The organism is Rubinisphaera italica, assembly GCF_007859715.1.
GTDB lineage: Bacteria > Planctomycetota > Planctomycetia > Planctomycetales > Planctomycetaceae > Rubinisphaera > Rubinisphaera italica.
In genome coordinates, this window is the sequence record NZ_SJPG01000001.1 from 1174361 (window position 1) to 1198529 (window position 24169).

At 46.7% G+C, this 24169-nt stretch carries 24 protein-coding genes; 16 read left to right on the forward strand and 8 right to left on the reverse strand.

What is annotated here, in order from left to right; translation table 11 throughout:
• Window positions 1-77: 77 nt before the first annotated feature.
• Window positions 78-623 (reverse strand): FHA domain-containing protein, encoded by a 546-nt coding sequence (locus Pan54_RS04510; RefSeq protein ID WP_146502377.1) that lies wholly within the window; start codon window positions 621-623, stop codon window positions 78-80.
• 356 nt (window positions 624-979) lie between these two features.
• On the opposite strand from Pan54_RS04510, the gene Pan54_RS04515 reads away from it, so the two are divergent.
• The 6 genes from Pan54_RS04515 to Pan54_RS04540 all read left to right on the forward strand — a co-directional run bounded on the left by Pan54_RS04515 (window position 980) and on the right by Pan54_RS04540 (window position 6380).
• Window positions 980-1909: an aminotransferase class IV gene (locus Pan54_RS04515; RefSeq protein ID WP_146502378.1), complete on the forward strand. Its 930-nt coding sequence runs from the start codon at window positions 980-982 to the stop codon at window positions 1907-1909.
• Window positions 1910-2035: 126 nt separating this feature from the next.
• Complete coding sequence (locus Pan54_RS04520) at window positions 2036-2962, forward strand: hydroxypyruvate isomerase family protein (protein WP_146502379.1); 927 nt, start codon at window positions 2036-2038, stop codon at window positions 2960-2962.
• Between the two features lie 57 nt (window positions 2963-3019).
• Window positions 3020-4075, forward strand: coding sequence for a phosphatidate phosphatase App1 family protein (locus tag Pan54_RS04525; RefSeq protein WP_146502380.1), 1056 nt, complete (start codon window positions 3020-3022; stop codon window positions 4073-4075).
• Between the two features lie 445 nt (window positions 4076-4520).
• Window positions 4521-4874, forward strand: coding sequence for an STAS domain-containing protein (locus Pan54_RS04530; protein WP_146502381.1), 354 nt, complete (start codon window positions 4521-4523; stop codon window positions 4872-4874).
• A 298-nt stretch (window positions 4875-5172) separates the two neighbouring features.
• Complete coding sequence (locus Pan54_RS04535) at window positions 5173-5613, forward strand: ATP-binding protein (protein WP_146502382.1); 441 nt, start codon at window positions 5173-5175, stop codon at window positions 5611-5613.
• A 323-nt stretch (window positions 5614-5936) separates the two neighbouring features.
• Window positions 5937-6380, forward strand: coding sequence for an ATP-binding protein (locus tag Pan54_RS04540; RefSeq protein ID WP_165441581.1), 444 nt, complete (start codon window positions 5937-5939; stop codon window positions 6378-6380).
• A 34-nt stretch (window positions 6381-6414) separates the two neighbouring features.
• On the opposite strand, the gene Pan54_RS04545 is transcribed toward Pan54_RS04540, so the two are convergent.
• Window positions 6415-7926 (reverse strand): arylsulfatase, encoded by a 1512-nt coding sequence (locus Pan54_RS04545; protein ID WP_146506296.1) that lies wholly within the window; start codon window positions 7924-7926, stop codon window positions 6415-6417.
• 412 nt (window positions 7927-8338) lie between these two features.
• On the opposite strand from Pan54_RS04545, the gene Pan54_RS04550 reads away from it, so the two are divergent.
• The 6 genes from Pan54_RS04550 (at window position 8339) to Pan54_RS04580 (ending at window position 14627) form a co-directional block, all read left to right on the forward strand.
• The gene (locus tag Pan54_RS04550; protein WP_146502384.1) at window positions 8339-8896 is read left to right on the forward strand and encodes a shikimate kinase; all 558 of its coding nucleotides are present in this window, start codon (window positions 8339-8341) and stop codon (window positions 8894-8896) included.
• A complete protein-coding gene (locus tag Pan54_RS04555; RefSeq protein ID WP_165441582.1) occupies window positions 8896-10194 on the forward strand; it encodes a prepilin peptidase in 1299 nt (432 codons plus the stop codon). Before Pan54_RS04550 ends, Pan54_RS04555 begins: the two co-directional genes overlap by 1 nt.
• A 57-nt stretch (window positions 10195-10251) precedes the next feature.
• On the forward strand, window positions 10252-10860 hold the full coding sequence (gene hisH / locus Pan54_RS04560; protein WP_146502386.1) for an imidazole glycerol phosphate synthase subunit HisH: 609 nt from the start codon (window positions 10252-10254) through the stop codon (window positions 10858-10860).
• A gap of 83 nt (window positions 10861-10943) precedes the next feature.
• Window positions 10944-11687: a 1-(5-phosphoribosyl)-5-[(5-phosphoribosylamino)methylideneamino]imidazole-4-carboxamide isomerase gene (hisA, locus tag Pan54_RS04565; RefSeq protein WP_146502387.1), complete on the forward strand. Its 744-nt coding sequence runs from the start codon at window positions 10944-10946 to the stop codon at window positions 11685-11687.
• 292 nt (window positions 11688-11979) lie between these two features.
• On the forward strand, window positions 11980-12903 hold the full coding sequence (locus Pan54_RS04570; protein ID WP_146502388.1) for a YybH family protein: 924 nt from the start codon (window positions 11980-11982) through the stop codon (window positions 12901-12903).
• Window positions 12903-14627, forward strand: a complete 1725-nt coding sequence (locus tag Pan54_RS04580; protein ID WP_207310036.1) for a hypothetical protein — start codon at window positions 12903-12905, stop codon at window positions 14625-14627. The genes Pan54_RS04570 and Pan54_RS04580 overlap by 1 nt, the downstream gene beginning before the upstream one ends.
• A 242-nt stretch (window positions 14628-14869) precedes the next feature.
• Here Pan54_RS04580 and Pan54_RS04585 read toward each other — a convergent pair whose 3' ends face one another.
• From Pan54_RS04585 to Pan54_RS04610, 6 genes are all read right to left on the reverse strand, one after another.
• On the reverse strand, window positions 14870-15286 hold the full coding sequence (locus tag Pan54_RS04585; protein WP_146502390.1) for a DoxX family protein: 417 nt from the start codon (window positions 15284-15286) through the stop codon (window positions 14870-14872).
• Window positions 15287-15302: 16 nt separating this feature from the next.
• Complete coding sequence (locus Pan54_RS04590) at window positions 15303-15626, reverse strand: YciI family protein (RefSeq protein ID WP_165441584.1); 324 nt, start codon at window positions 15624-15626, stop codon at window positions 15303-15305.
• A 234-nt stretch (window positions 15627-15860) separates the two neighbouring features.
• Window positions 15861-17351 (reverse strand): shikimate dehydrogenase, encoded by a 1491-nt coding sequence (aroE, locus tag Pan54_RS04595; protein WP_146502392.1) that lies wholly within the window; start codon window positions 17349-17351, stop codon window positions 15861-15863.
• A gap of 501 nt (window positions 17352-17852) precedes the next feature.
• Window positions 17853-19361: an AAA family ATPase gene (locus Pan54_RS04600; protein ID WP_146502393.1), complete on the reverse strand. Its 1509-nt coding sequence runs from the start codon at window positions 19359-19361 to the stop codon at window positions 17853-17855.
• A gap of 91 nt (window positions 19362-19452) precedes the next feature.
• Window positions 19453-20490 carry a hypothetical protein gene (locus Pan54_RS04605; protein ID WP_146502394.1) on the reverse strand — a complete coding sequence of 346 codons (1038 nt, stop codon included), beginning with the start codon at window positions 20488-20490 and terminating at the stop codon, window positions 19453-19455.
• On the reverse strand, window positions 20484-21089 hold the full coding sequence (locus Pan54_RS04610; protein ID WP_165441585.1) for a DUF447 domain-containing protein: 606 nt from the start codon (window positions 21087-21089) through the stop codon (window positions 20484-20486). Before Pan54_RS04610 ends, Pan54_RS04605 begins: the two co-directional genes overlap by 7 nt.
• 192 nt (window positions 21090-21281) lie before the next feature.
• On the opposite strand from Pan54_RS04610, the gene Pan54_RS04615 reads away from it, so the two are divergent.
• From Pan54_RS04615 to obgE, 4 genes are all read left to right on the forward strand, one after another.
• Window positions 21282-21989 (forward strand): 3-keto-disaccharide hydrolase, encoded by a 708-nt coding sequence (locus Pan54_RS04615; RefSeq protein ID WP_207310037.1) that lies wholly within the window; start codon window positions 21282-21284, stop codon window positions 21987-21989.
• Window positions 21990-22050: 61 nt separating this feature from the next.
• On the forward strand, window positions 22051-22422 hold the full coding sequence (locus tag Pan54_RS04620; protein ID WP_146502397.1) for a hypothetical protein: 372 nt from the start codon (window positions 22051-22053) through the stop codon (window positions 22420-22422).
• A gap of 19 nt (window positions 22423-22441) precedes the next feature.
• On the forward strand, window positions 22442-23065 hold the full coding sequence (locus Pan54_RS04625; protein WP_146502398.1) for a hypothetical protein: 624 nt from the start codon (window positions 22442-22444) through the stop codon (window positions 23063-23065).
• 66 nt (window positions 23066-23131) lie between these two features.
• Window positions 23132-24145, forward strand: a complete 1014-nt coding sequence (gene obgE, locus Pan54_RS04630) for a GTPase ObgE (protein ID WP_146502399.1) — start codon at window positions 23132-23134, stop codon at window positions 24143-24145.
• Window positions 24146-24169: the final 24 nt, after the last annotated feature.

The following is a 24169-nucleotide window of genomic DNA, read 5'->3' on the forward strand; positions in this document are numbered from 1 at the left end:
GCGATCTGTGGGAGCAAAATGCATCGCTATTAGTGATTGAAACGCACATGCGACCGCATCTGGTAGAGCAGAATGCTCTAGTCGGCGATGAGTTCTGGTCGGGAGTCGCTGCCAGCCAGTCCCCGGTTGCTCGAAAGAGATGAGCGTGGTCCATCGAAGAGTTCAAAACCGTCGCCGTCTGGTTCGTCCAGCATAATGGGAACTTCGCTGCTCAATTCATGATCGACCAGTTCGTGAACATCGGCTTTGGAATCGTATTCACTTTTATAGGGGATGCCATCATCGGACAGGGAAGGTGTTTCCTGTTCCTGAGGAACTGGTTTTTGCTTGCGAGCCTTCGAATCCAGAAACGTATAGGCTACATCGCCAATGGTTAATTCATCTCCAGAATTTAACTCTCGTGTGCCAGTGACCCGGCGTCCATTGATCTGAATACCATTCGTACTGCCAAGATCGCGAACCAGAAAATTACCGTTGATTTCAGCCAGACAACAATGTTTTCGAGAGACTTTTCGGCTGTCGTTGATCACTAAATCACATTCCGGGTGCCGACCAACAAACAGGATGGGTTTGTCGATATTGACTGTGCGTCGATCGTCATGTGGTTCTAAACGAGCCGGCATGGCATGTCCCTTCGGAATGGAAGATCAATTGTTGACGGACGAATGCGTCGCAGAACGAGAGTAGAATGTCATTCAGGAAAGTTCTGGAAAACGAAACTGTTCCAATTTTTGAAACGCCTGTGAATAATAAATTCTACGAATGAGATGCATATCATGGCCCCATGCATTATATCGGTAAATTGTATGCAATGAAACCGGTTGTTTAGAAGATTTGGAGAATTAGCGTTTGTAACGATTATTCCTTCTGACACTTGGTGCACGGGCTGGCAATATTCGGATAGACCCTATGCCTATTCAATTGTTGTTTTTTTGTATAGTTGCATGGCGTGTCTTTTTTTATAACAGATTGATGTTCAATGAAGTTTTCTGAGCCCATTGCCTGTTTGAATGGGCAGATCGTGAAAGCGAGTGATTTGCGACTACCCGTGACCGATATGGGAATCGTTCACGGCATCGCAGTGACAGAAATGTTGCGAACGTTTCGCGGAGCACTGTTTGAATGGAAGGCTCACTGGGGCCGATTTCAAAAATCTGCAGAGTTGACAGACATTCCCCTCCCGGAATTTGATATTCTGGAAATAATTGAGCAGATGGTAATACACAATATTCAATTCCTCCCTGAAGGAAATGAACTGGGGGTTATCATCTCGGCAACTGCAGGCCCTAATCGCACTTATCTGGGGCAATCCGCTGAGATTCAGCCGACGTTTTTTGCGCATACATTTGAATTGCCGGGAGAATTGTGGGCGAATGCCACAGAGTTAGGCCAGCATCTGGCGATCTCCTCCATTCCACAAATTTCTCCACGCAGTGTGCCACCAGCCGCTAAAGTTCGCAGCCGTATGAACTGGTATTTGGCTGAACGGGACGTTTCGAAAAGATATCCCGGTTCCCGACCAATTGTGCTCGATGAATACGGATTTGTGCGGGAAACGAGTACCGCAAATTTATTTGCAGTCCGAGACGGTTATGTACTGACTGCTCCTGAAGAAACCGTTCTCCCGGGAATCTGCCGAGCGATTACCATTCGCTTGCTCCATCAACTGGGAGCGGAGGTGAGAGAAACGAATATGACCGTTGATGATCTTCTGCAGGCTCAGGAAATCTTTACGACTTCGACTCCCTATTGTTTGATGGGCGTTTCACGGTTGAACAGTGCCTCGGCTGGCTTAGATTTTCCTGGAGAAATCACGCGGGCTCTCATTGAAAAATGGAATCAATACGTGGGCCTCGATATTCATGAGCAACTTCGAAGAATTGCCTTTGGGAGGCAATCAAACGTATGAAATCAATCAATTCTCTTTCATAACTCGACAGTTTCAATTGTCGAACGTATGCTGTTGATGAGGCTTTTCACAACTATTGTGTTCTGCATTTGTTGCAGCGTATCGTATCGTTCAGGAGTAATTCAGATGAGTCAGAAATTCGATCATATTTCCAAGCTGGGGCAGTTTTCCGGAACGAGTCGACGTGCATTGTTGCAGGGCGCAATAGCCGCTTCGGCTGGATTGGTTGCCGGTGGTATTGTTCAGGCGAATGAGAAAACCTCAGAAAAAGTGGCCCAGAATGGCCGCATCAAGCAATCTCTGGTTCACTGGTGCTACAAACCTTACTGGAACGTGGATGAAATGTGTCAGCTGGCAGTCAGCCTGGGCGTACCCAGTATCGAACTGATTGACCCCGAGCACTGGCCCACATTGAAAAAACATGGTCTGACATGTGCTATTGCAGGGAGCCATGGATTTACTGACGGCCCGAATCACCCTGAGAACTGGGAGATGTGCGAAGAGAAACTGAAAACTCGCATCCAGCAGGCAGCAGACTTCGGTTGCCCCAGTGTCATTTCCTTCACAGGCATGAGTGGCAATCTGACGCCTGAAGAAGGGGCAGAGAACTGTGTGAAGTTTTTCAAGCAGATTGCCCCGTTTGCCGAAAAGCATAATGTGACGATTTGTATCGAAATGCTCAATACGCGAGATGACACTCATCGAATGAAGGGGCATCCCGGTTATCAGGGAAATCATACCGACTACTGTATTGATATTATCAAACGAGTCGGGTCGGATCGGGTTAAACTTCTTTTCGACATTTATCATGTGCAGATTATGGATGGCGACGTCATTCGTCGAATAAATCAGCATAAGGATTATCTGGGACACATTCACACCGCTGGCAATCCTGGTCGTGGCGAATTGGATAATACTCAGGAGATCAATTACCCGCCAATCATGCAGGCATTGCTGGACGTGGGCTACAACGGTTATGTCGGACAGGAATATATCCCGACACGTGATGCCTTAACCGGATTGCAGGAAGCCGTCGCTTTGTGTGACGTTTAAGGCTTTACAAACAGACGTGATAAAGTCCAGAAGACTGGAGCCGACGTGGAGATTCCTATGAGCGCAGGTGGAGAAAATCTCGTCCTGTTTCCGACAATTGCCCATCAACACAAGGCCTCAGGGACTTGGTCTGCTGACGTTCATGGCTGGTGCTTTGATGGAGCTGACGATTTTCATTTTCAAAGGACGGCGGCCTCATTTTTGAGACGGGCCTTGAAAATCGACCGGAATCAACCCGATCCTCCTTTCTTTCGGGAACGGGCGGGTGGTTTTGTCGTTGAAAATCGCAAAAAAGTGGTGATTGAAGTCGCTTATGATCGGACGAACTTACTGGCAGTCAAGACAAAGCGAAACGGTCATTTCCAGACGAAAATTAACCTCACCATAAGTGACGACTCCCCGATGGCAACGACCACGTTTGGGGCAAAAAAAGTCTCTCTGACGGCTATCCGCAAAGATTGTCAGATTGATCAGGTGGGAGGATGCTATCTGATTCCCGATCAGGGGCTATCCATCATTTCCGATATCGATGATACAATCAAATTTTCAAATGTTGGCAATCGCGAAGAGTTACTCGCCAATACATTTTTGCGACCATTTCGTCCCATCGAAGGGATGCCTGAATTATTCAACCATCTGGCTGCTCCTGAGAGAAGTTTTCATTACATTTCCGCGACACCCTGGCAGATGGTTCGATCAGTCTCGCAGTTTTTGAGTGAACACAACTTTCCGGAAGGTTCGGTTCATTTACGCAAGTTCGCTTTGAAGGATGTAACGTTTCTCAAAAAGATCTTTCCGGCTTACAAGAAGAAACGAAAAGTCGTTGAAGACATGATGTTCCGATTTCCCAATCGACGGTTTTTACTATTTGGAGATACCGGTGAAAAAGATCCTGAAATTTACGGAGATATTGCACGGCGATTTCCGGATCAGACACTCGGAATTTGTCTACGGAATGTCAGCCCGGATCTGCCTGGATCAATTCGCTTTCGTAAGGCTTTTACGAACGTTTCGCCTCGAAAGTGGATCATTTTTGAAGATGTTTTACGACTCGAGTCTCAGTTTCTTCCTGAGATGTTAGGCACCTACCAAAATCAGATTGACAACAATTAACCCTATTTAATCACGCATGACGAAATTCAACGTTAGCGTGTTACAGTTTATCAAGATTGAGTTGTCAGCAAAATCAGCAGAACTCTTGTCAAATCCATGTTCAACTTGTAGAAATCGAGTTGACAAGTCAGGCAAAGTCACTCAATATAAGTGCTCGTTGATGTTCATGTGGTTAGAGCTTCACGACTCGATCGAGTCAAATATTTTCCTGATCGATCTTCTCGATTACTGTTTCAATGTTGCTCTTGACTGTCATCATTCGCATAGAAGTGTTATTATTTTTCCGTGGTCATTTGCAGGTCTTACCAGATGGCATTTCCCATCAGTTGTTGGTACTTCCAGTTAAACCCTCGTTATTTGTCATTGTTATCGTGATGGTCAGCACAGACGTTGAGCGTCCGATGAATTATAGGTTCGTTACCTTAATCGTGTTAGGAAAGTGAATATGGCAACAAGCCGACGCATTGATGTCGAAGAAGTCGGTGAGGTAACAATTGCTACCTTTGTCGATAAAAAGATTCTCGATGAGAACAACATCCAACAAATCGGTAGCCAGTTATTTGCCCTGGTGGAAGAAGATGGTCGGAAACGGATCGTCCTTGACTTCTCAAATGTAGAGTACCTCTCCAGTGCTGCACTTGGAAAGTTGATCACTATGGACAAAAAAGTCAAAGCCAGTGGAGGCAAGCTTCGATTGTGCTCCATTCGGCCAGATATTTATGAAGTCTTTGCGATCACAAAACTCAATAAGCTTTTTGATATTAAAGACACCCAGGAAGATGCCTTGCAGGGTTTCTAAAATCGTATTCAATTTCTGATTGAATGTTATTGAAAAGAATTCAACCATCAGTTCATTTTGAAACAGTCAGAATTCAAAGCAGGTTGAAGCATAGAAACCTGAAGTTCTCCCATTCAGGAACGGTTGCTATTTTGAAATGACCGGATGGTATTGTTTCAGTTCTGGAATCATGGCTGGGACAACAGGGTTGATGAGATTCTTTGAGTCTTACGGGGAAATGAATTAAAATTCATGTGACTCGTACTGTTTTTACGTGAGCTTTTCTTCCTGGATAGCGTTTGACGCGTTATGTGGTGCAATGATTTTTGCCGAACGATTCGACGAATATTTCGATGAAACGATCCCCAGCGAAACTGCTCGCGGGCAGGAGGTGCAGGAACGTATTGTTGCATTGATGGAAAAGTATGAATTCACAATGCGAGATGTCTTCAGTACGCGACTCGCTTTGGAAGAAGGAATCATCAATGCGATCAAGCATGGCAATCGGATGGATGCTTCAAAGTCCGTCAAAATACAGTGGGGAATCAGTTCTGAATTAGTAAAGGTTATAATTGCTGACGAGGGGGAGGGCTTTGAACCGGAAGACGTCCCCGATCCCACTGATGATGAAAATTTAGAGCGGCCTTGTGGGCGTGGAATTATGCTCATGCGCGCGTTTATGGACACTATCGAGTACAACGAAGTCGGAAATGTCCTCACGATTGAAAAGAAAAAAAGTTCGGAAGAGTCAACAGAATAATTAGTTCTTAAGTTCCTGTGAGTTCGTCAGTACCAGTGGGGACTGAAGAGTCGTGAAAATTTGTATTGGGCATTTCCCGAGGAAATTCAAGGCACTATTATTAATTAGTGCATCATCCATCATCATGAATGAACTGCGGCATAGTCTTTGTCTGAAGTTCACTTAATGTATCGATATTCTCAATTCTTATTAAATCTAATATCTCATTCGAGAGACTCAAAATAAGCTTCCAATATGCCTGAAATCAGCGTAATCTGAATTCAGAGTGATTCGATTCTGTTGAGTTGACAACGCAATTCCGCGGGCTGGGAATGTGCTTACTTATGCCTCCTACTAACCTTTCAAATTCTTCCAACACAAAATCCGGAAGTGCTGTTATCCCGAGTGACGAAGCTGCGGCTCTCGATGTACAGGATCAGATTATCGAATTGCTCGAATCCTTTTCCTTTTCAGATCGAGATCTATTTAGCATACGTCTGGCGTTAGCCGAAGCGATAACGAATGCAATTCGTCATGGTAACCGGATGGATCCATCTAAAACGGTAACCTTTAAATGGGCAGTTACAGCCCAGCGAATTTCGGTCAACATTACCGATGAAGGCACAGGATTCGATCCTGCATCGCTCATTGATCCTACTGAAGAAGAGAATCTGGAACGTCCCGGTGGACGGGGCGTCTTATTGATTCGAAATTTTATGGACGAAGTGATCTACAACGCGCAAGGCAACTCCCTGACAATGATCAAACAGATGAGCGTCTCGGAATAAAGACGTTCTTTTATACTTCTATCAGGCCAGGAGATTACTTCGTATCGATGGCCGGAAAACGAAAGACTTCCGAGTTCGTGTGCTGCTCGTAAAAGAGTTGCTCGATTCGCTTGACGACCTCTGGATGTTCAGCAGCAACATCCCTGCTCTCTGAGGGATCGCTTTCCAGGTTATAAAGTTCTGTTTTCAATTCCGCATTTTTCTTAAGCAGGTTCTGGCGAATCCCTTTCCAAGGCCCCATCCGGACGGCCTGTTGACCGCTGTAAGCCGCAAATTCCCAATACAGGAATTCGTGCTCGATTTGATGATCTGCATCTCCAAGTAGAGTCGGAGTCATGCTGATGCCATCAATTGTCTTTGGAGGTTTTGTCCCAGTCAAATCGGCGATAGTTGGTAAAAAGTCCCAGGAAGCCGAGATGAGATCGGTGGTTGTTCCAGCGGGAATTTTTCCCGGCCAGCGAGCAACCAGCGGGACACGGATCCCACCCTCATAAAGACTTCCTTTTAGGCCACTGAACCCGTTGGCTGACCCAAAGAAATCCGAATCAGAACCTCCCAGTCTGTCGTAAGTCGGTCCGTTATCTGAAGTGAACATCACAACGGTGTTCTCATCCAGTTCTAATTCTTCGAGCAGAGTCATGATTTTTCCAATATCACGATCCATATGGGTAATCATGGCTGCATATCCTGCTCGGGGATACGGATGTTTCAAGTAACCTTTATGAACGTAATCCTCTTCGGGGATAACGTCTTTGTACTCTGCCAGGGATTCCTCTGTGACTTGAATCGAAAGGTGCGGAATTGCAAACGGGAGATATAAAAAGAAAGGGCGTTTCTGGTTTTCGCGAATAAATTCCAGTGCAACTTTGGTGAATTGATCCTGAGAGTAAGTCTCTCCATTGAGGGTCCGATCATTCCCCGGCTGAATTTCTTTGACATCATTCCGCCACAGAAATTTGGGGTAATGATTGTGGGCGTGTCGCTGGCAATTGAAGCCATAAAAGAGATCAAAACCCTGCTTATTGGGATCTCCGCTGGTTCCGAAATGTCCCAATCCCCATTTCCCAATGGCAGCCGTGGCATACTCTTTCTGCTTGAGCATCTCGGCAATTGTCACCTCAGCAGCAGGAATCGGATTTTGACCAGGAAATTCCCAGCCATATTTTGCTCGTAATTCTTCAGGAAGTTTAGGATCACCGTTGTTTCGAACCCAGGCATGTCCGGGATGTTTTCCTGTTAGTAAACAACAACGAGACGGAGCACAGACCGCGTTTCCCGCATAAAAATTCGTGAACTTCATTCCCTCAGCTGCCAGTTTGTCGATATGAGGCGTCTTAATCCATTTCTGACCGTAACAGCCGAGTTCCTGATAACCGAGGTCATCGGCCATAATCAAAACAATATTCGGCTGACTGGACTGTTCAGCAAAAAGAAAATGCGAGGAGAGCGTTTGGGATAGGAATGCCACAACTGTCAGGCACATGATAAACAGAACTTGACAAGAATTGACTTGAGTGTGAGTGAAGCTGGACTCATTCTCGATCATTGATTGCATGTTAAATCCTTATCAGTCTGATATTTTGATGAAATGTTCAGGATTGGGTTGTAAGCATCGATTGTCTTGGCAATAAGAGCTCAGGTCAATTCTCAACCACCGATCGAACAATATTTGCCACTGATCGAACAATATTTGCCACTGATCGAACAATATTTGATTGTAACTTGGCTCGATCAATGCTAATCATGCTGGTCTGTGCACAATTATTTAATGCATCACACTGAACTGAATGAAGTTTTGAGAACCCTTACGAGTCAGCTGAGCAGTTCTGTCTGATTGAGATCTCTCTCACATGCGAGTATCATTCAAAAGCAAAAACGGTCTTCAGTCGAATTCGATTGTGCACAATCTAGAATTCTGGAACTGTCGCATGAACACTGCCAATGTTAAATAGTACACCATGATTGTTTCTTTAATCGGATATCGAGGCTGCGGCAAGAGTTCACTTGCTCCATTGATCGCTGAACGTCTGCATTGGCGAGCAGTTGATTCCGATCGTCTCATTGAAGAACAGGCGGGCTGCACAATTGCCGACATCTTCAAGAGCCACGGAGAACCCGAATTTCGTAAAATTGAAGCTGAAATTCTGGCACAATTGTTTAATGAGGATCAACTCGTGATCGCAACGGGAGGCGGTGCGATACTCAATTCTCAAACCTGCGAACTGATGCGACACGCTGGCCCTGTTTTCTGGTTATCTGCTCCGACTGAGGAACTGATCCGCAGGCTCACGCAGGATGTATCTACCACAGAAACTCGTCCCGCATTGACCGATTTGAAATTTGAAGAAGAAATTCGCACCGTACTACAGAATCGTATTCCTGTTTATCAGGCCGTAAGTGACTTTGAAGTTTCGACAGCGGGACGCACACTGACTGATCTGGTTGATGACATTCTTCAGCTGATTCAGGGATGGACTCCACAAAGCCGAACTGCCATCAAGGAACATACCTCCTGATGTTGCCAGCTTCTTATTTGATCACATGCGGCATCCTCTTCATTGCGGGCTTATTTCTGGGCCGGTTTTTAAATCGCTGCATTCATCGTCTACCTGATGAATTTTATGTCTTCCCGGCCTGGAAGAAAGTATTCCGTCAGGAAAAGCGTCTGGGACAATATCCTCAGACGCGCTGGTATCATATTTTACCGGTCATTGGTACTTCTCAGATTGTGGGACGATCTCCTTATAGTGGACGACGCATCCGCAGACGTGAACCATGGCTCGAACTGCTCAACGGCTTTCTGGTTGTACTGACATTTCTCTGCATGATTCCACCGGAACAGTGGGGTGGTGCAGAGCATGCCACAGTTGTCAGTTCCTATTGGGCCAAGCCGATTTTTGATTGGAAGACGTTATCGCCATTATTTGTCTGGGGACGGTTTCTGTATTTCCTCTTCCTGGTGGAAACACTTTTCGTTGCCACATTTATCGATTTCGATCTGTGGATTATTCCGGATGGCTCCACCTTTCCAGCCATGATTGTCGGATTCCTGGGACAGTTTTTGGGGGTCGGTTTTTTTCTGGTTCCGATCTGGCTTCAAGATCCCAGTATGGTTGAGTTTTCTCAGCAACTCTTCCCTATGTTGAGTTGGTGGCCGGTTACGGGAATTATGCCTCAGTGGGTTCACTACAATCATCACTGGCATGCGCTGGCGGTCTCTACAGCTGGATTTATTGTTGGGGGCGGAATCGTTTGGTCAGTTCGGATTATTGGTCATTTTGTCCTGAAGCGTGAAGCGATGGGCTTTGGCGATGTCATTCTCATGGCGATGATCGGCAGTTTCATCGGCTGGCAGCCGGTTGTGGTTGTCTTCTTTCTGGCTCCGGTGATGGCCTTATGTGTGATTGCTGTCGTGACAATCCTTCGTACGTTATCACTGGCAAATTTTCCCAAGGAATTGCCTTACGGACCCTACCTGTCACTGGCGACTCTCGTGGTCATATTTGGCTGGAATACCCTCTGGCCTGGCTTGATTCGTATTTTCGCAGTTGGTCCGCTGCTCATTGCATTTGCTGCTATGATGCTCGTTTTTCTAGTGGTCACACTCTGGTTACTTCAAATCCTGAAACGACTGATTGGGATTCCTGAGTGGGAAGAAGAGGAAGGCGGATGGCGATCAGCCGACCAGCTACACTACCACATGGGCAGCAAGATCGATCCTCAAAACGATCAATGGTCTCATAAGAACTGGTCGGGATTATCGACCAGTCGAGGGAAATTCCATGAACAGAACTGGCGGGGGCCGTGTCGTTAAAAGAGTCAGATGGCCTCAGTATGACCTGCGAAAATAATTTACTAAGACAATATAATTATGATTCACATTATCGATTACGGAATGGGCAACTTGAGATCGGTTGCCAAAGGGTTTGAACGCGTTGGGGTTGAGACAAAAATCTGCACGACACCTGCAGAAATCGAAAATGTCGACCGGCTCGTTCTGCCCGGCGTTGGTGCCTTCCGGGATGCGATGCAGCATCTGCGAGAACTCGGTTTTATCGAACCGTTGCTCAAACACATCGAAGCCGATCGTCCCTTACTGGGGATTTGCCTCGGTTTGCAACTCCTGTTTGATCGCAGTTACGAAGATGGCAACTATGAGGGTCTCGGCGTATTGCCTGGCGAAGTTGTTCGTTTCAAAAAAAGTAAGACGCTGAAAATTCCTCACATGGGATGGAATCAGTTGAATGATATCCAGGAAAATAATCCTCTATTAAAAGACATCCCTGCCGAGGCCTGGTTTTACTTTGTGCACAGCTATCACGTTGTTCCAGAGAATAAAGGGGTGATTGCCGCATGCACTGAGCATGGCGAAAACGTGGTCGCCATGATACGTCGGGGCAATCTGCATGCCGCTCAGTTCCATCCGGAAAAAAGCCAGGAACACGGCTTGCAAATCCTGAAGAATTTCTCAGAGTTGTAATTCAAAACGGTAGGTCAGGAATTGCCTGAACTACTTCTAAAATTAATTTTTTCATTTATCACAGATCATAAAAGACATCACACATGGAACTTATTCCCGCGATCGATTTACGAGGAGGCCGTTGCGTCCGTTTGCGTCAGGGCGATTACAATCAGGAAACGATCTTCAACGACGATCCCGTTGCGGTCGCAAAACTGTGGGCAGAGCAGGGAGCCACGCGAATTCATCTCGTCGATCTGGATGGGGCCAAAGCAGGAGCAGTTCAGAATCGTGAAGTTATCAAAAGCATTGTAGCTGCTGTCGATGTGCCCTGTCAGTTAGGAGGGGGATTACGAACCCTGGAAACGATTGAAGATATTCTGAATAACGTCGGCATTGACCGTGCCATCATTGGAACACAGGCATTGAAGGAACCCGAATGGTTTCACCAGATGATTGAACGATTTCCCGGTCACATGGCGCTGGGGCTGGATGCGAAAGATTCGATGGTGGCGACTGCTGGCTGGCTTGATGTTTCGCAAACATCGGCCATTGATCTGGCAAAGCAGTTCGAAGGGACCGAACTGGCGGCCATCATTTATACGAACATCGCCAACGATGGCATGATGCAGGGAATTGATCCGGGAACGCTCAACGATTTCAGAGAACTGGCTCAGTTCAAGATTCCAATCGTCGCCTCAGGTGGTGTGACTACGATCAAAGATATTGATAATCTGCTCGAAATTGAAAAAGAATCTCCTTACGTCTCAGCTGCGATTATCGGTCGAGCGTTGTACGAAGGAACGATCTCGCTGCCGGAAGCATTGGAGCGGATTGGTGAAAATTGACTATGGTTTATAATCGTATCTAATTTCATAAACGCCTTTGCACCCTGTTATGCAAAGGCGTTTTTTAAGTCTGGTCCAATGTTTTCCGCACTTTTATTTTTCGAATTCGATTGGGTAATTATTGGCTACGCTTTTGATCTGAATACATAAAAAATCAAAGTATTTCCAATTCTCAATGGTTACATACTTTTCATTTTAACTGGACACCACATAATCAATATGTGAACAATTCTGGGCCATCTTCACATTGACACCCTTTCTGCACATGGTCATCTAAAAAAGGAAACTTCCAATGAGATCTCTGCTCCTGTCTCTCACGTGTCTGCTGACACTTTCTGCAATCACAGTTTCAGGAGACGAACCTGAAAAATCCACTCCACAAGATCTCGTGCGGCAACAATTAAGTGAGTATCTGACAGCATTCAACGATGAAGATTCCAAAAAAATTGCCAGCTTGTGGTCACAAAATAGTGTTTTTACAAATCTCTCTACTGGAGAAAAAACAGAAGGTCGCGAGCAAATTATTTCTGATCTGAAACAATTCTTTGCAGACAATGAAAATGCATTACTAACTGCAGAAACTTCCAGCTTTAAACAACTTGGTGAGAGTGTAATTCAAGTTACTGGTAACACCCGTTTGCAACTCAATGATGGAACTGTGGAATCAACTAACTTCGAAGTTCTATTTACGAAAGAAAACAAGAACTGGAAAATTGCATCGATCACAGAATCTGCACAGGTAGCTGCTTCAGCCAAAGAGAGCTTGAAACAACTCGACTGGCTGGTAGGAACCTGGCAGGACGATTCCGATCAGGTGATTGCGACGACTTCCTGCAAGTGGTCTGCCACCGAGGTTTTTCTGCTGCGTACATTTGTTATTGAAACAGAAGACGGGACCTCTCAGGGAACAGAAGTGATTGGATGGGACCCGCAGTTTCAGCAAATTCGATCCTGGTCGTTCTTTTCAGACGGCACGTTCGGCTCGGGGTTCTGGTCGAAAAATGGAGACAGCTGGGTGATAAAAAGTGTTCACACACTTCCAACAGGTCAACTTGCAGAAAGCATTCGCGAACTCAGCGAGATCACAGAGGAATCGCTTCAAGTCACCTTGACAAGTTCCTCGATTGATGGAGAACTTCAGCCTTCACGTGAACCAGTCAGAGTGCGTCGTGTTCCCAAAGCCACAACAAAAACTGTTGAAGGAGGACAGGAATAATGAGACATTTCTTACTCATTAAATACTGTGCAGTATTGATGTCCTGCTCGTTGATCTCAGCAGATATTTCTCAGGCAGGATTTGGTGGCCGAGGTGGTGGTGGCGGCGGTGGATTTCGAGGCGGTGGAGGTGGCGGAGGAATCAGTCGTCCGAGTGGAGGTGGTGGGGCTCGTCCCAGTGGTAATATCTCCCGGCCGAATATCAGTGCTCCCAAGCCGAATATTTCTAAACTGAATATTCAGAGACCATCACAGCCGATTTCTCGACCTTCAATTCCTTCGGCTCCTAGTTCACGACCAAACATCAGTCGACCGAGTGGAGGTTTGAAACCATCGACGCTGCCCGGCAACATCCCGAGTAGTCGTCCTTCAATGCCGAACATTCAAAAACCGAATATTCAACGTCCAAACACAAGCATTCCTAATTTTCCGAACCGTCCTTCGACTTTACCTTCCATGCCTGGAAATCGTCCGAGCACACTTCCCGGCAATCTTCCAAATGCTGGAAATAATCGACCTTCGTTGCCCGGAAATGGAAACAGACCTGCTTTACCTGGGAATGGAAATCGTCCGACCTTACCCGGAAATGGCAATCGTCCAAATTTACCTGGCAATATTCCTAATCCCGGAAATCGTCCCAGTGGCGTTGGACCTCGTCCGACTCCCGGAGGATTAGGTGATTTTCTCGGAATGGATAAACCACTCAAGCCACAAACATTGCCGGGAAATATACCGAATCGGCCAGGTGGAGGCGATAACCGTCCTGGAAATATTACCCAATTGCCGAACCGACGACCAGGTAATGGAAATCGTCCGGGCAATGGAAACCGCCCAGACTGGGTGAATAAACCGGGGTCGAATAACAATATCATCAATAACAAACCGAGTTGGGTGAATATCGATAACAGCACGAATGTGAATATTAACAACCGCTGGTCGAAATCCATCTATCGTCCTGGCCGTCCGACGACTCTTCCCGCGACGACAAGGCCATACTGGAATAATTGGGGAAATAATGTTCGCCATCATTGGAATCATGGCCACTATGATAACTGTTTTAATAATCGCTGGTGGTCGAACCACTATCATGGAGTTGCCGGTTGGCATTACTGCAATCACTACGACAGGTATCCCTGGAATTACTGGTGGAGGCGACCTGCATGGGGGGCATACAGCACGTGGTTTGTCTGGGCCAATCGATATCCTCAGGTCTGGCAGCAGCCCGTTTATTATGACTATGGCAGCGGCGGGAATGTTGTCTATCAGGACAACAATGTTTATATCGATGGACAACAGGTCGCAACCGCCGATGATTTTGCGATGTCGGCTGCTGAGCTGGCTACGGTCGCTCCACCAGCCAATCAAGAAGCTGCAGATCAGGACGCGGATTGGATGCCACTCGGGACGTTCGCACTTTCAACTGGGCAAAATGATACTGATCCTTCTCGGGTCGTACAGTTAGCGGTCGATCGTAACGGGATTATCAGTGGCACGCTTTACAATACGCAAACCGATCAGACTCAAACCATTCAGGGGCAGGTCGATGAGCAAACCCAGCGTGTTGCCTTCCGCATCGGAGAGAGCGAAACCATTGTCGCAGAGACAGGACTTTATAACCTGACTCAGGACGAAGTTCCTCTGCTGGTCCACTTTGGAACTGAGAAAGTCGAGAACTACTTACTGATTCGACTGGATGAACCCGCTGATGGAGACACAGCTCAATAACTGATTGAACTGCACATTGATATGATCATCAAAAAGGACACTGCTGGCGAATCGGCAGTGTCCTTTTGATATTTAACTGACCTTGTCGTGCATTGGTCCAATTATAGATTAGACCATTTTCAAATGGTATCTGCTGTCGCATGGACACCAAATGTCCTCATAACCCTGTTTTTGCTCCTGCTGAACACTGCAGGTATTTTTTGAATCTGCTCTTGTGTTAATAGATACGATTCATGTGAGAACTACTCTGTAATTTGGACTTTGGAGTTCGTGGAATCGATAGGACTTTTGCCTATCGCTAAGGCGAAAATACCGGGCGTTCTCAGTCCCAATGCAATCCACACGAGGACACCAATAATGATCGGCATGAAAAATGGATCACCGATGCGAACATGAGTTGCCGTCGCTCCACCAAGATATCCCGTTAACAGTATCGCTCCCACAAAACTGGTTTGTGGGATCAAAAACAATAGCGTGACAACAACCTCAACAACTCCGATGGCCTTAATGACATCCATCGGATAGCCAAGTTTGTCCATCATCTCAGCTTTACCTTCCCATTCGGTAAACTTTCCGCTGGCACTTAGTCCGATCAGCATGACAGCCAGAAGTCCACTCAGTATCCAGCCTGCAATTTTACGTTTTGGAGAGATCGCCATTTTATATCCTCAGGAGTTATTGTTGTGTTTGTTGGGGTGAAGGAAGCAGATCGGGCAAGTTGAAGACTTCTATTACAGGTCGGATTTCAGTGGTTCCGCAACGAGAGCCAGGGATTTGAGCCACGATCGCAATGGCGGCTTCGCGATCTTTCACATCGATCAGAAAGTAACCACCGAGTTGTACTTTGGTTTCTACATAAGGCCCGTCGGAAACAATCTGCTGACCGTTTCTGACTTGAACACAAGTCGCGGTCTTTGCAGCGTGTAGTTGAGCCGCACCCAGATATTGCTGTTTTGTGGGCAGTTTATGACACAACTGGACCAATTCCTCAAGAGCCACCTCAAATCGTCCGGTCGAAACCAGTCAGGAAACCGGATTGTGAGGAATGCCTGACTCGGACCATTGTTTCAAAGCAGCCGCTAATGCTTCGTGAATCTCTTCTTCAGCCAGATCAAAATCTCGAACGAGCTTTGCAAGTGTCGCGAAGATGCGACGGGACTCTGTTTGATAGAGATCTTCAATCTGTTTTCATGCTCAAATGGAGGATCAGCACTCATTACAGATTCCGTATCGCTATTTTCGAATCGGTGAAATGGCTGTCCGCAGAGATTCTTTCATCGTTTTCATTGGAGCTTTTTGACCCGTAAAGCATTCGTACTGAGCGGCTGCCTGTTGCACGAACATCTCCAGCCCGCTTCCCACAAAACAATTTCTCTGTTTTGCATATTTGATGAGCAATGTGTTTTCAGGATTATAAATCGTATCGAAGACAACCATGCCCTCTTTCATCCAGTTCTGCTCGAATGGCGATTCATTCATATTCGGGAACATGCCAATGGGAGTACAGTTGATGAGAACATCGGGAGTTTGTGACCCCCGATTTTCCCACGTGCAATACTGACATTTCAACTGCTCGGAAAGCTCTTTCGCTTTGGCCTTGGTCCGTCCTGCAATCGTCAACTGGCCACCACCACTCACAACGCCCAGTCCAATCGCTCTTGCCACGCCACCGGATCCCAGTATAAGAACCTTGCGGTTATTGAATCCTCCTTCTGGCCAGCCTGCCTTCTTACACGCTTCACGCAATGTCGTCATTGCGGCTTCCAGATCCGTATTGGCTGCAAACCAGATGCCACGATTGTTTCGATACAATGTGTTCGTTGCTCCAATCGTTTTGACTTCTTCATCGACATGATCGACCGCTTGCATCGCCCGCTGTTTGTGGGGAATGGTCACACTGTATCCTTCGACATTGATGCGTCGCAATGCTTTTAAAGACTCCTCAAAATGCTGTTCAGAAATGCGGAACGGAACATAGACAGCATCGATTCCCTGATCAGCGAACGCATCGTTGTGAATTCTGGGGCTGTAACTGTGTGCAATGGGATCGCCGAGGACGCCGTAAACTTTTGTCGTCTCCTTGATTTCATGATGACGATAAAGTTGGATCATGTCTCGATAGGAAATTTGCCCCGGAGCCAGTTCCCGCTCGCTGCTGAAACTGGCATAGGTGAAGGGGGATCCGTACTTCCCACACAAAATACGCGTGAACAGCCCGAATTCGCCCATACAAAATCCAACCGTCGGCTTCTTGGCAGAGGCGACCAGTTCCAGCATTCGCACGCCATCGGCCGGGCTGTTTGCCATCGTGACAATCTTCACGACATCCGCATCCTGATCGATCAGGCTCTCGTAAATATCAGATAATGTATCTGGAGTTTCCTCGAAATTGTGATAACTCACCAGACGTTTTGTTTTCCCGTAACGCGGCACTGATTTTGCGATATCAACTTCCAGATCGACAAAATCGACGCCATCGACAATGGCAGAACGCAAAAGCATCATGCGTTCCTGTTCGGATCCTTTCCATTTTCCCCGATCCTCCGCGCGCCGACAGGTAATCACAGTCGGCGTAGGACGATCTTTCAAGAGGGGGGAGATATCGGAAACATGCTTCAACCAGTCCAGCCGAAGTTCAACCAACTGAGCACCAGCCTTCGCCAACGCTTCATGTTCTGCACGCATCATTTTTAAACGGGTGCGACCAATACTGACACAAATCATTGAGTTTCAGCCTGAAAATATGAGAGGTAATTCCGAGTAACTTATATGGTAATCAGGCACAGACTGATCGACACACTTAAACTGGATCGGATTTCAAAGTCGACAATCCGATATTATGAAAGATTAAAACCACAGAGACACAGAGGTCACAGAGATTTTTAGTTAGTTCGATCTGAAATGATTAAAACACTCGGAGTTTGAATAAGCATTCATATTCAAAATTTCTCAGTGTTCTCTGTGGTGCAAACATTCAAGACCCGTATTAAAAAATGAAGAATGCAACTAATTGACCAGATTAAAATAACCCATTTGAATCTTGATTATCAATTTCGAATCGCAAAATCTCAAGTCGATTTCGTTAAGCGTTGCTGGAGAAAAATCATGTGTGACATATTTGTCTGATCTGTGGCGTGATTGCAAGACTCACAGGATTGAGTTTGATGGATTTTATTCAAACAGAGATGAGGAAGTGCCTGAATTTCAATAAATCTGATTTCATACTTAATCTGCAGAAACACAGCGATCAACTGCCCATTGTCGCAAATGTCTCACTTTTTCTGCGGACAGCATGGCGAGCGGTCGAGTATTTTGCATTTCCTGAATGAGATGTTTGTCCGCCAGAGGAGTGTTTTCCTGATGAGCAGCGAATTTTGCGGAGATGACCACCTGTTCCAATTCTGACCCGCTAAATTCTTCGCAGTGGTCTGCCAGTTGATCGAGGTCGAAGCCTTTTGGATTCATTTTCCGTCGTTTCAGATGGATTTTCAGAACGTGTTTACGGGCCTCTTTATCGGGTAGGTCGACAAAGAAGACTTCATCAAACCGGCCTTTACGCATTAACTCAGGTGGCAATGCTGAGATATCGTTGGCGGTGGCGACGAGAAAAATGGGATGCCGATGATCCTGCATCCAGGAGAGCAGGGAGCCGAACATCCGCTTGGAAAGACCGCCATCAGCTGAGGAGGCACTGGCGGAGGCAAATGCCTTTTCGATTTCATCAATCCACAAAACTACCGGAGCCATCGCTTCTGCTTGACGCAGAGCCTGTCGTAACTGGCTTTCCGATTCCCCTATAAATTTCTGATAGAGCACACCCGGATCGAGACGCAGCAGAGGCATACCCCAGTCTGCGGCGACCACTTTCGCACATAAACTCTTTCCGCAGCCGGGAATCCCCAGCATTAGTACGCCACGAGGCGATTCCAGGCCATCTTCCACTGCTTTGGGAGAAAAGCCATCCCGTCGTTGAGCCAGCCATGTTTTCAGATTCGTCAATCCGCCGATATCATCGGGCGAGAAATCCGCCGCAATCGATTCCAGGCAACCCGTAGAACTGAGGAGTTGACGTTTTCCTTCAATGATACGCGGCAAATCGGCCCCATCAAGATGATGATCATCATAGATCACTGAGGCAACGACCCGCGAAGCCTGGCAGCAACTCAAGCCTCGTAAACTTTGCACGAGTTGATCCATATCGCGTCGTCGCAAATTGGAATTCACTTCCACGTAACTTTCTTCGCGAATCTTCTGGTAAGTTTCGCGGACAACATCTTCCAGTTCCTGCACACTCGGCCAGCCGATTTCGTAGCGAAATGCAAAACGTTTGATTTCATCAGGAACGGCTAACGCATCCAGCATAATAAGAGTCATTTTTTCTTTGCTGGCAATTTGCATCAAATCGCGCATCAGCCGATGCACAAGTGCGTCTTTGCAGTGAGGCCCGAGATCTTTAAAGACATAAATCCCCTTTTGCGGATTCTTAATCAAATGCTGCAACACATCCTGAGCTTTGCCGGGCGGGAGAACCTGATCGGGGCGAATCAGCTCTCGATTGTCTTTCACGTAGTCAGGAATTCTGGTCAAGCCTTCCGTCATCGACCAGCAGAGATTTGAACGAGTTAATTCTTCGCTCACTTGGCTGATGAGTTTGAGCGCTCGAATCTCATCGGAGGATTCAATAAAAATCAAGGGGTGACCTACCTGGATTAACAGTTTCAACTCTTTGGGCATGAAAACTCCTTGAAGCGATTTGCGTTTATACAGGCGTAGATCAGGCTGTACCTGACGGACTCGACTTTCTTGAGTATTGGATAACACTCTGTTAACCCAACCGACCGATGGGTTTCTTTTTCTCATGTTCGGGATGAACCCATTCCACAGTAACTCCCGTATTCATCGGTCGGGTAATAGACAGATCAATTTCCGATAGTGACTCTCCCAGAATTTCGGAAATCTCATCAGCTTGTTTCTGATTTTCGCAAAGCCCGAACATTGTCGGTCCCCACGAGGTTTGTGCAATTCCCCTGATTCCGTTTGCCAGCATAATGTCATAAATCTGCTGACAGATCGGATCGCGATATCGGCCTCCCTGGGCCTGAGAGAACGTGTCACCAATCAAATTTCCGTACTGGCGAATTGTCTCTGAGAGAACGTGAAAATCAGACTCCCGGTTCTCGATAATCTGTAAATAATTTTCCAAAGTTGACAAATCGCGCGGTGAAATGCTCGTTAACTTGTCAAACGCCCGAATTTCTTCTGCCCCGGAATAGCCGAAAAGTTTGCGAGGTGTTACCAGAACGATCCGCCAGTCTTCAGGTAATTCTCGATGAAATCGGCAGCGTCCCAAATCCTGCTCATGTACAACACCTTCGTCAATCAGAATTCCTCCCTGCATGAAACCATAGGTTCCAATTGTCGAACGTTTGCCGCGGTTGATGACTTGTGCAATTTTCAAAGGCGAACAATCGATGCCAGCGGATTTTGTCCAGAGAGTCGCTGTCGCCAGATCGAGTTGTGTTCCCGAGCCGAGGCCAATATGAGGGGGAATGATCGACAGGACCGCTATGCTCAATTGCAGACGGATATCAGGCCAGTTGGACTCGCATTTTTGAATTGTTTTTTGAATACGTGTTCGAATGATTTCGCAAGTCTGACCTGAAGAGGTTTCCATTTCTTGTTGATAACTGACATCGGAACCGGAGTCAGCAATTGTCTGAGCCTGCAAATGGACACCCGGATGGTCGATCATGATGCCTAAACCCTGATGCAGTTTCCCTCCCGGTTGTGGATTGGAAAACAATCCACAATGCAAGCGGGCTCCCGTGCGGATCTGTAGAGTTGGGAATTCAGGGCTCAACACGAAGATTCCTTTGCCATTTTATGAAAAGATTGGACATATTCGACCAGTAATTCAAAGGCCTCCATCGTTTCTGAAGTCCCGGTTTTCTCAACGATAACTTTCAAACCCTCAAGCTCTGCGAGAATGCTGGATGGATTCTGCATGTGAACGCGTGAAGCGAGAATGGCCGCTTCTATGACTGCATGACACCCACGATTGAATCCATGAAAAGGGCGAAAATTGGTAATGCTAACTACTTCCGCCCGCATTACTTTTCGCAATGAGGAATCGTCAATTTCCGTGATTTGAAACTCATACGCCTGACACGCGTTTTTCAATTGAAAACCACGGATGCTTTCTGCGGGCGTCAATTCCAGGTTTGAATAATCAAGTCTTTTGGCAATGGCTTGCGCTAACAGTAAGACACGATCGGTCAGATGAAAAACACCTTCAGGATGATCGAGCAAATTACGGTAAGTTTGCGATTCGGGATAAGGACGCAACGTGAACTGTTCAATCTCCCCGGCTGCATTGAGTGTTGGAATCAAGCCCATTGGGGCCAGGTTGATTTTCGAATCGTCATCGAGTGTTGTAATCAGACCTTCAAGAACGTACGGCACGGGGCTATCCTGAAACAAATCGTAAGTCAATTTAAAAAAGTGTGAGGATTTCTGTCACCCGAAGAAAGACCGTTCAATCAGTTGTGATGACAGTTCACGTAGTGTTATGGTGTAATCGTTCAGGCAATGAATATTTCAACGTCTGATGCTATGTTGACTGTTCTCCATCGAATCCGCAACAGGAGCCACACCATGAACCCCAGGAATTCACTTTTCAAATTGACGACCGTGCTTGGAGTTTGCGTCACGTTTTTAATCGGGATTTCTTTACAGGCTGAAGAAAAACTGAACACTCCCCCAGAAGGCTTTACCGCTTTATTTAACGGGAAAGATTTATCCGGCTGGGAAGGCTTGGTTGGAAATCCCAAAACAAGAGCTGAAATGTCTGCCGAAGATCTTGCGAAAGCTCAAAAAATCGCCGATGAAGACGCACACGAGCATTGGAAAGTCAAAGATGGTGTGATCGTTTTTGATGGCAAAGGGAAAAATCTCTGCACCATTAAGGATTACGGCAACTTTGAAATGTACGTCGATTGGAAAATTGAACCCAAAGGAGATAGCGGCATCTATTTGCGAGGCTCGCCACAAATTCAGATTTGGGATCCGACTGAAGAAGAAAGAAATGCTGTTGGATCGGGAGGTATCTTCAACAACAAAATTCACCCAAGTTCACCGACAGAGTGTGCTGATAACCCGATCGGAGAGTGGAATACCTTTTACATTAAAATGGTCGGCGATCGGGTCACTGTCAAACTGAACGATAAACTTGTTGTCGATAATGTCGTGATGGAAAACTACTGGGAACGCGACAAACCGATTTATCCTAAAGAAGCCATCGAACTCCAAAACCATGGCAACACACTTTACTTTCGCAATATTTATGTGAAAGAGTTGCCGTAATTTGGGATGAATCTAAACATCCTGGCAAATTTATGAGACTCATCATTCAGGTATCACCACGATGTTGAAAATAGAATTCCCCCAGAACGAGCGGAATTATTCGCCGGGCGAAACGATTGGTGTCGATGCCCACTGGGCATTTGACGAGCCGGTCGACCGTGTGGAGTTGCGACTCGTCTGGAATACGGTTGGGAAAGGGGATCGTGATTTGAGTGTCGTCTCCACCTGGAGTTACGACGCGACCTCAATGAATGGACATCAATTGGAAGAAGTGACTCTCCCGGAGGCTCCCTATAGTTTTTCGGGGAAGTTACTTTCTCTGGTTTGGGCATTTGAATTAATCGCTTTGCCAAGCGGGGAGTCAACCCGCGAGGAATTCTTCATTGCTCCGAATGCTGGTGAGCTAACTTTGCATAAATCGGAGATTGTTTGAGACTTCAGGAGCAGACCGTATGTCTCAATTTTTTCAACCGGCTAGAAAAAATCCTTTCGCAACAGAGCATTTACTGAGTATTCCCTATCTCTATCAGGACACATCTCTCAATGAGTTAATTGAACGCTTTGAACAAATGGGATCTCGTGCTGCACTTGTCGGTCCCGAGGGGCATGGTAAAACGACATTGCAAGAAACTATGGCTGCAGAATATGAACGTCGTGGCGTAAAAACTCACTGGATTCGCGTAAGCCGTGATACTCCTCATTTGCCTAAAGGTATCTTTAAGCAATTGGCCGAACAGACTGCTCCAGAAGATTTGATTCTGTTCGATGGTGTTGAGCAAATCAGCCGTCTTGCCTGGTGGCGATTTCGACGCACATTGAAACCCGGTCAGGCGTGTTTGATTACGACCCACACTCCAGGCTGGTTTCCAACGCTGCATGATTGTGCCACTGACCAGGTGCTTTTAAGTGAAATCATCGCTCGACTTCCGATCTCTGATATACAGATAGATTCATCAGAGATCGGTGAAATCTGGCTGAAACATCGCGGCGATCTCCGGCAGGCTCTCTTTGATTTGTACGATCGCTACGCCAGTGGGGAATTTTCGCTCGCGAACGCGTTACCTCTCAGTGAATGATTTTTTTGTTGGATTTCGTTAAGCTGAACAAAATTCTGAATGTATTGAGAAAGTTGAGCGAGTCCGATGTTTATTGATGAAATTACGCTGATCTGTCGAGCCGGGGATGGTGGACGAGGCTGCATGAGCTTTCGGCGGGAAGCCCACGTCCCACGTGGCGGACCCGATGGTGGGGATGGCGGCGATGGTGGCGATATTATCATGGTCGCCAGCGAGCACATGAACAGCCTGGGACATCTGGCAGGACATATCCACTGGAATGCTGATCGGGGGAGTCATGGTGAAGGGGATTTGTGCCGTGGTAAAAGCGGGAAGGATACAATCATTGAAGTTCCAGCCGGCACGTTGATAAAAGATGCCGAGCGTGGGCATGTGCTAAAAGATCTTGCTCATCCGGGAGATCGTGTTGTCGTCGCCAAAGGTGGGCGGGGTGGACGTGGAAACAAACGCTTTGCGACTGCCACCAACCGGGCACCGCGCGAAGTCGAGCCGGGTGAGGCGGGAGAAGAGCGTCGCGTTTCTCTGGAATTGAAAATGATTGCCGATGTCGGTCTCGTTGGGAAACCAAATGCTGGCAAATCGACTTTGCTCAGTCGTATTACACGTGCAACACCGGAAATCGCGAATTATCCTTTTACGACCAAGCATCCCAATCTGGGTGTTGTTGAAGTCGGCTGGGATCAGGATTTTGTTGTCGCCGATATTCCCGGTTTAATTGAGGGCGCCCATGCAGGGATCGGTCTGGGACATGAGTTTCTAAGGCACGTCGAACGGACACGTTTACTCGTGCATCTGATTGAACCGATGCCGATGGATCAAACAGATCCGGTTGAGAACTATCATCAGATTCGAGAAGAACTTCGGCTGTATGATTTGGAACTGGATAAGCGTCCAGAAATTATTGTCATCACAAAAAGTGAATTGCCAGATGCAGAAGCTGCGGTCGAATTGCTGCAGGAAACGGTCAATCAACCGGTGCATTTAATCTCAGCAGTAACAGGACAGGGGTTGGACACTCTCAAGAGACTGATCGTTAAAAAACTGGATGAAATTAAAGAAGTTGAAGCGGCAGCTGAGTGAATCGATAAGAAGGGGAGCAGGCAC

Excerpts from the sequence above, each read along its gene's own strand:
- hisA (WP_146502387.1), top strand. The coding sequence starts at position 10,944 with ATGGAACTTATTCCCGCGATCGATTTACGAGGAGGCCGTTGCGTCCGT.
- Pan54_RS04535 (WP_146502382.1), top strand. The coding sequence starts at position 5,173 with ATGATTTTTGCCGAACGATTCGACGAATATTTCGATGAAACGATCCCC.
- hisH (WP_146502386.1), top strand. The coding sequence starts at position 10,252 with ATGATTCACATTATCGATTACGGAATGGGCAACTTGAGATCGGTTGCC.
- Pan54_RS04580 (WP_207310036.1), top strand. The coding sequence starts at position 12,903 with ATGAGACATTTCTTACTCATTAAATACTGTGCAGTATTGATGTCCTGC.
- Pan54_RS04585 (WP_146502390.1), bottom strand. The coding sequence starts at position 15,286 with ATGGCGATCTCTCCAAAACGTAAAATTGCAGGCTGGATACTGAGTGGA.
- Pan54_RS04615 (WP_207310037.1), top strand. The coding sequence starts at position 21,282 with ATGAACCCCAGGAATTCACTTTTCAAATTGACGACCGTGCTTGGAGTT.
- aroE (WP_146502392.1), bottom strand. The coding sequence starts at position 17,351 with ATGATTTGTGTCAGTATTGGTCGCACCCGTTTAAAAATGATGCGTGCA.
- Pan54_RS04545 (WP_146506296.1), bottom strand. The coding sequence starts at position 7,926 with ATGATCGAGAATGAGTCCAGCTTCACTCACACTCAAGTCAATTCTTGT.
- obgE (WP_146502399.1), top strand. The coding sequence starts at position 23,132 with ATGTTTATTGATGAAATTACGCTGATCTGTCGAGCCGGGGATGGTGGA.
- Pan54_RS04520 (WP_146502379.1), top strand. The coding sequence starts at position 2,036 with ATGAGTCAGAAATTCGATCATATTTCCAAGCTGGGGCAGTTTTCCGGA.
- Pan54_RS04600 (WP_146502393.1), bottom strand. The coding sequence starts at position 19,361 with ATGCCCAAAGAGTTGAAACTGTTAATCCAGGTAGGTCACCCCTTGATT.
- Pan54_RS04510 (WP_146502377.1), bottom strand. The coding sequence starts at position 623 with ATGCCGGCTCGTTTAGAACCACATGACGATCGACGCACAGTCAATATC.
- Pan54_RS04540 (WP_165441581.1), top strand. The coding sequence starts at position 5,937 with ATGCCTCCTACTAACCTTTCAAATTCTTCCAACACAAAATCCGGAAGT.
- Pan54_RS04530 (WP_146502381.1), top strand. The coding sequence starts at position 4,521 with ATGGCAACAAGCCGACGCATTGATGTCGAAGAAGTCGGTGAGGTAACA.
- Pan54_RS04570 (WP_146502388.1), top strand. The coding sequence starts at position 11,980 with ATGAGATCTCTGCTCCTGTCTCTCACGTGTCTGCTGACACTTTCTGCA.
- Pan54_RS04625 (WP_146502398.1), top strand. The coding sequence starts at position 22,442 with ATGTCTCAATTTTTTCAACCGGCTAGAAAAAATCCTTTCGCAACAGAG.
- Pan54_RS04620 (WP_146502397.1), top strand. The coding sequence starts at position 22,051 with ATGTTGAAAATAGAATTCCCCCAGAACGAGCGGAATTATTCGCCGGGC.
- Pan54_RS04555 (WP_165441582.1), top strand. The coding sequence starts at position 8,896 with ATGTTGCCAGCTTCTTATTTGATCACATGCGGCATCCTCTTCATTGCG.
- Pan54_RS04525 (WP_146502380.1), top strand. The coding sequence starts at position 3,020 with ATGAGCGCAGGTGGAGAAAATCTCGTCCTGTTTCCGACAATTGCCCAT.
- Pan54_RS04550 (WP_146502384.1), top strand. The coding sequence starts at position 8,339 with ATGATTGTTTCTTTAATCGGATATCGAGGCTGCGGCAAGAGTTCACTT.
- Pan54_RS04515 (WP_146502378.1), top strand. The coding sequence starts at position 980 with ATGAAGTTTTCTGAGCCCATTGCCTGTTTGAATGGGCAGATCGTGAAA.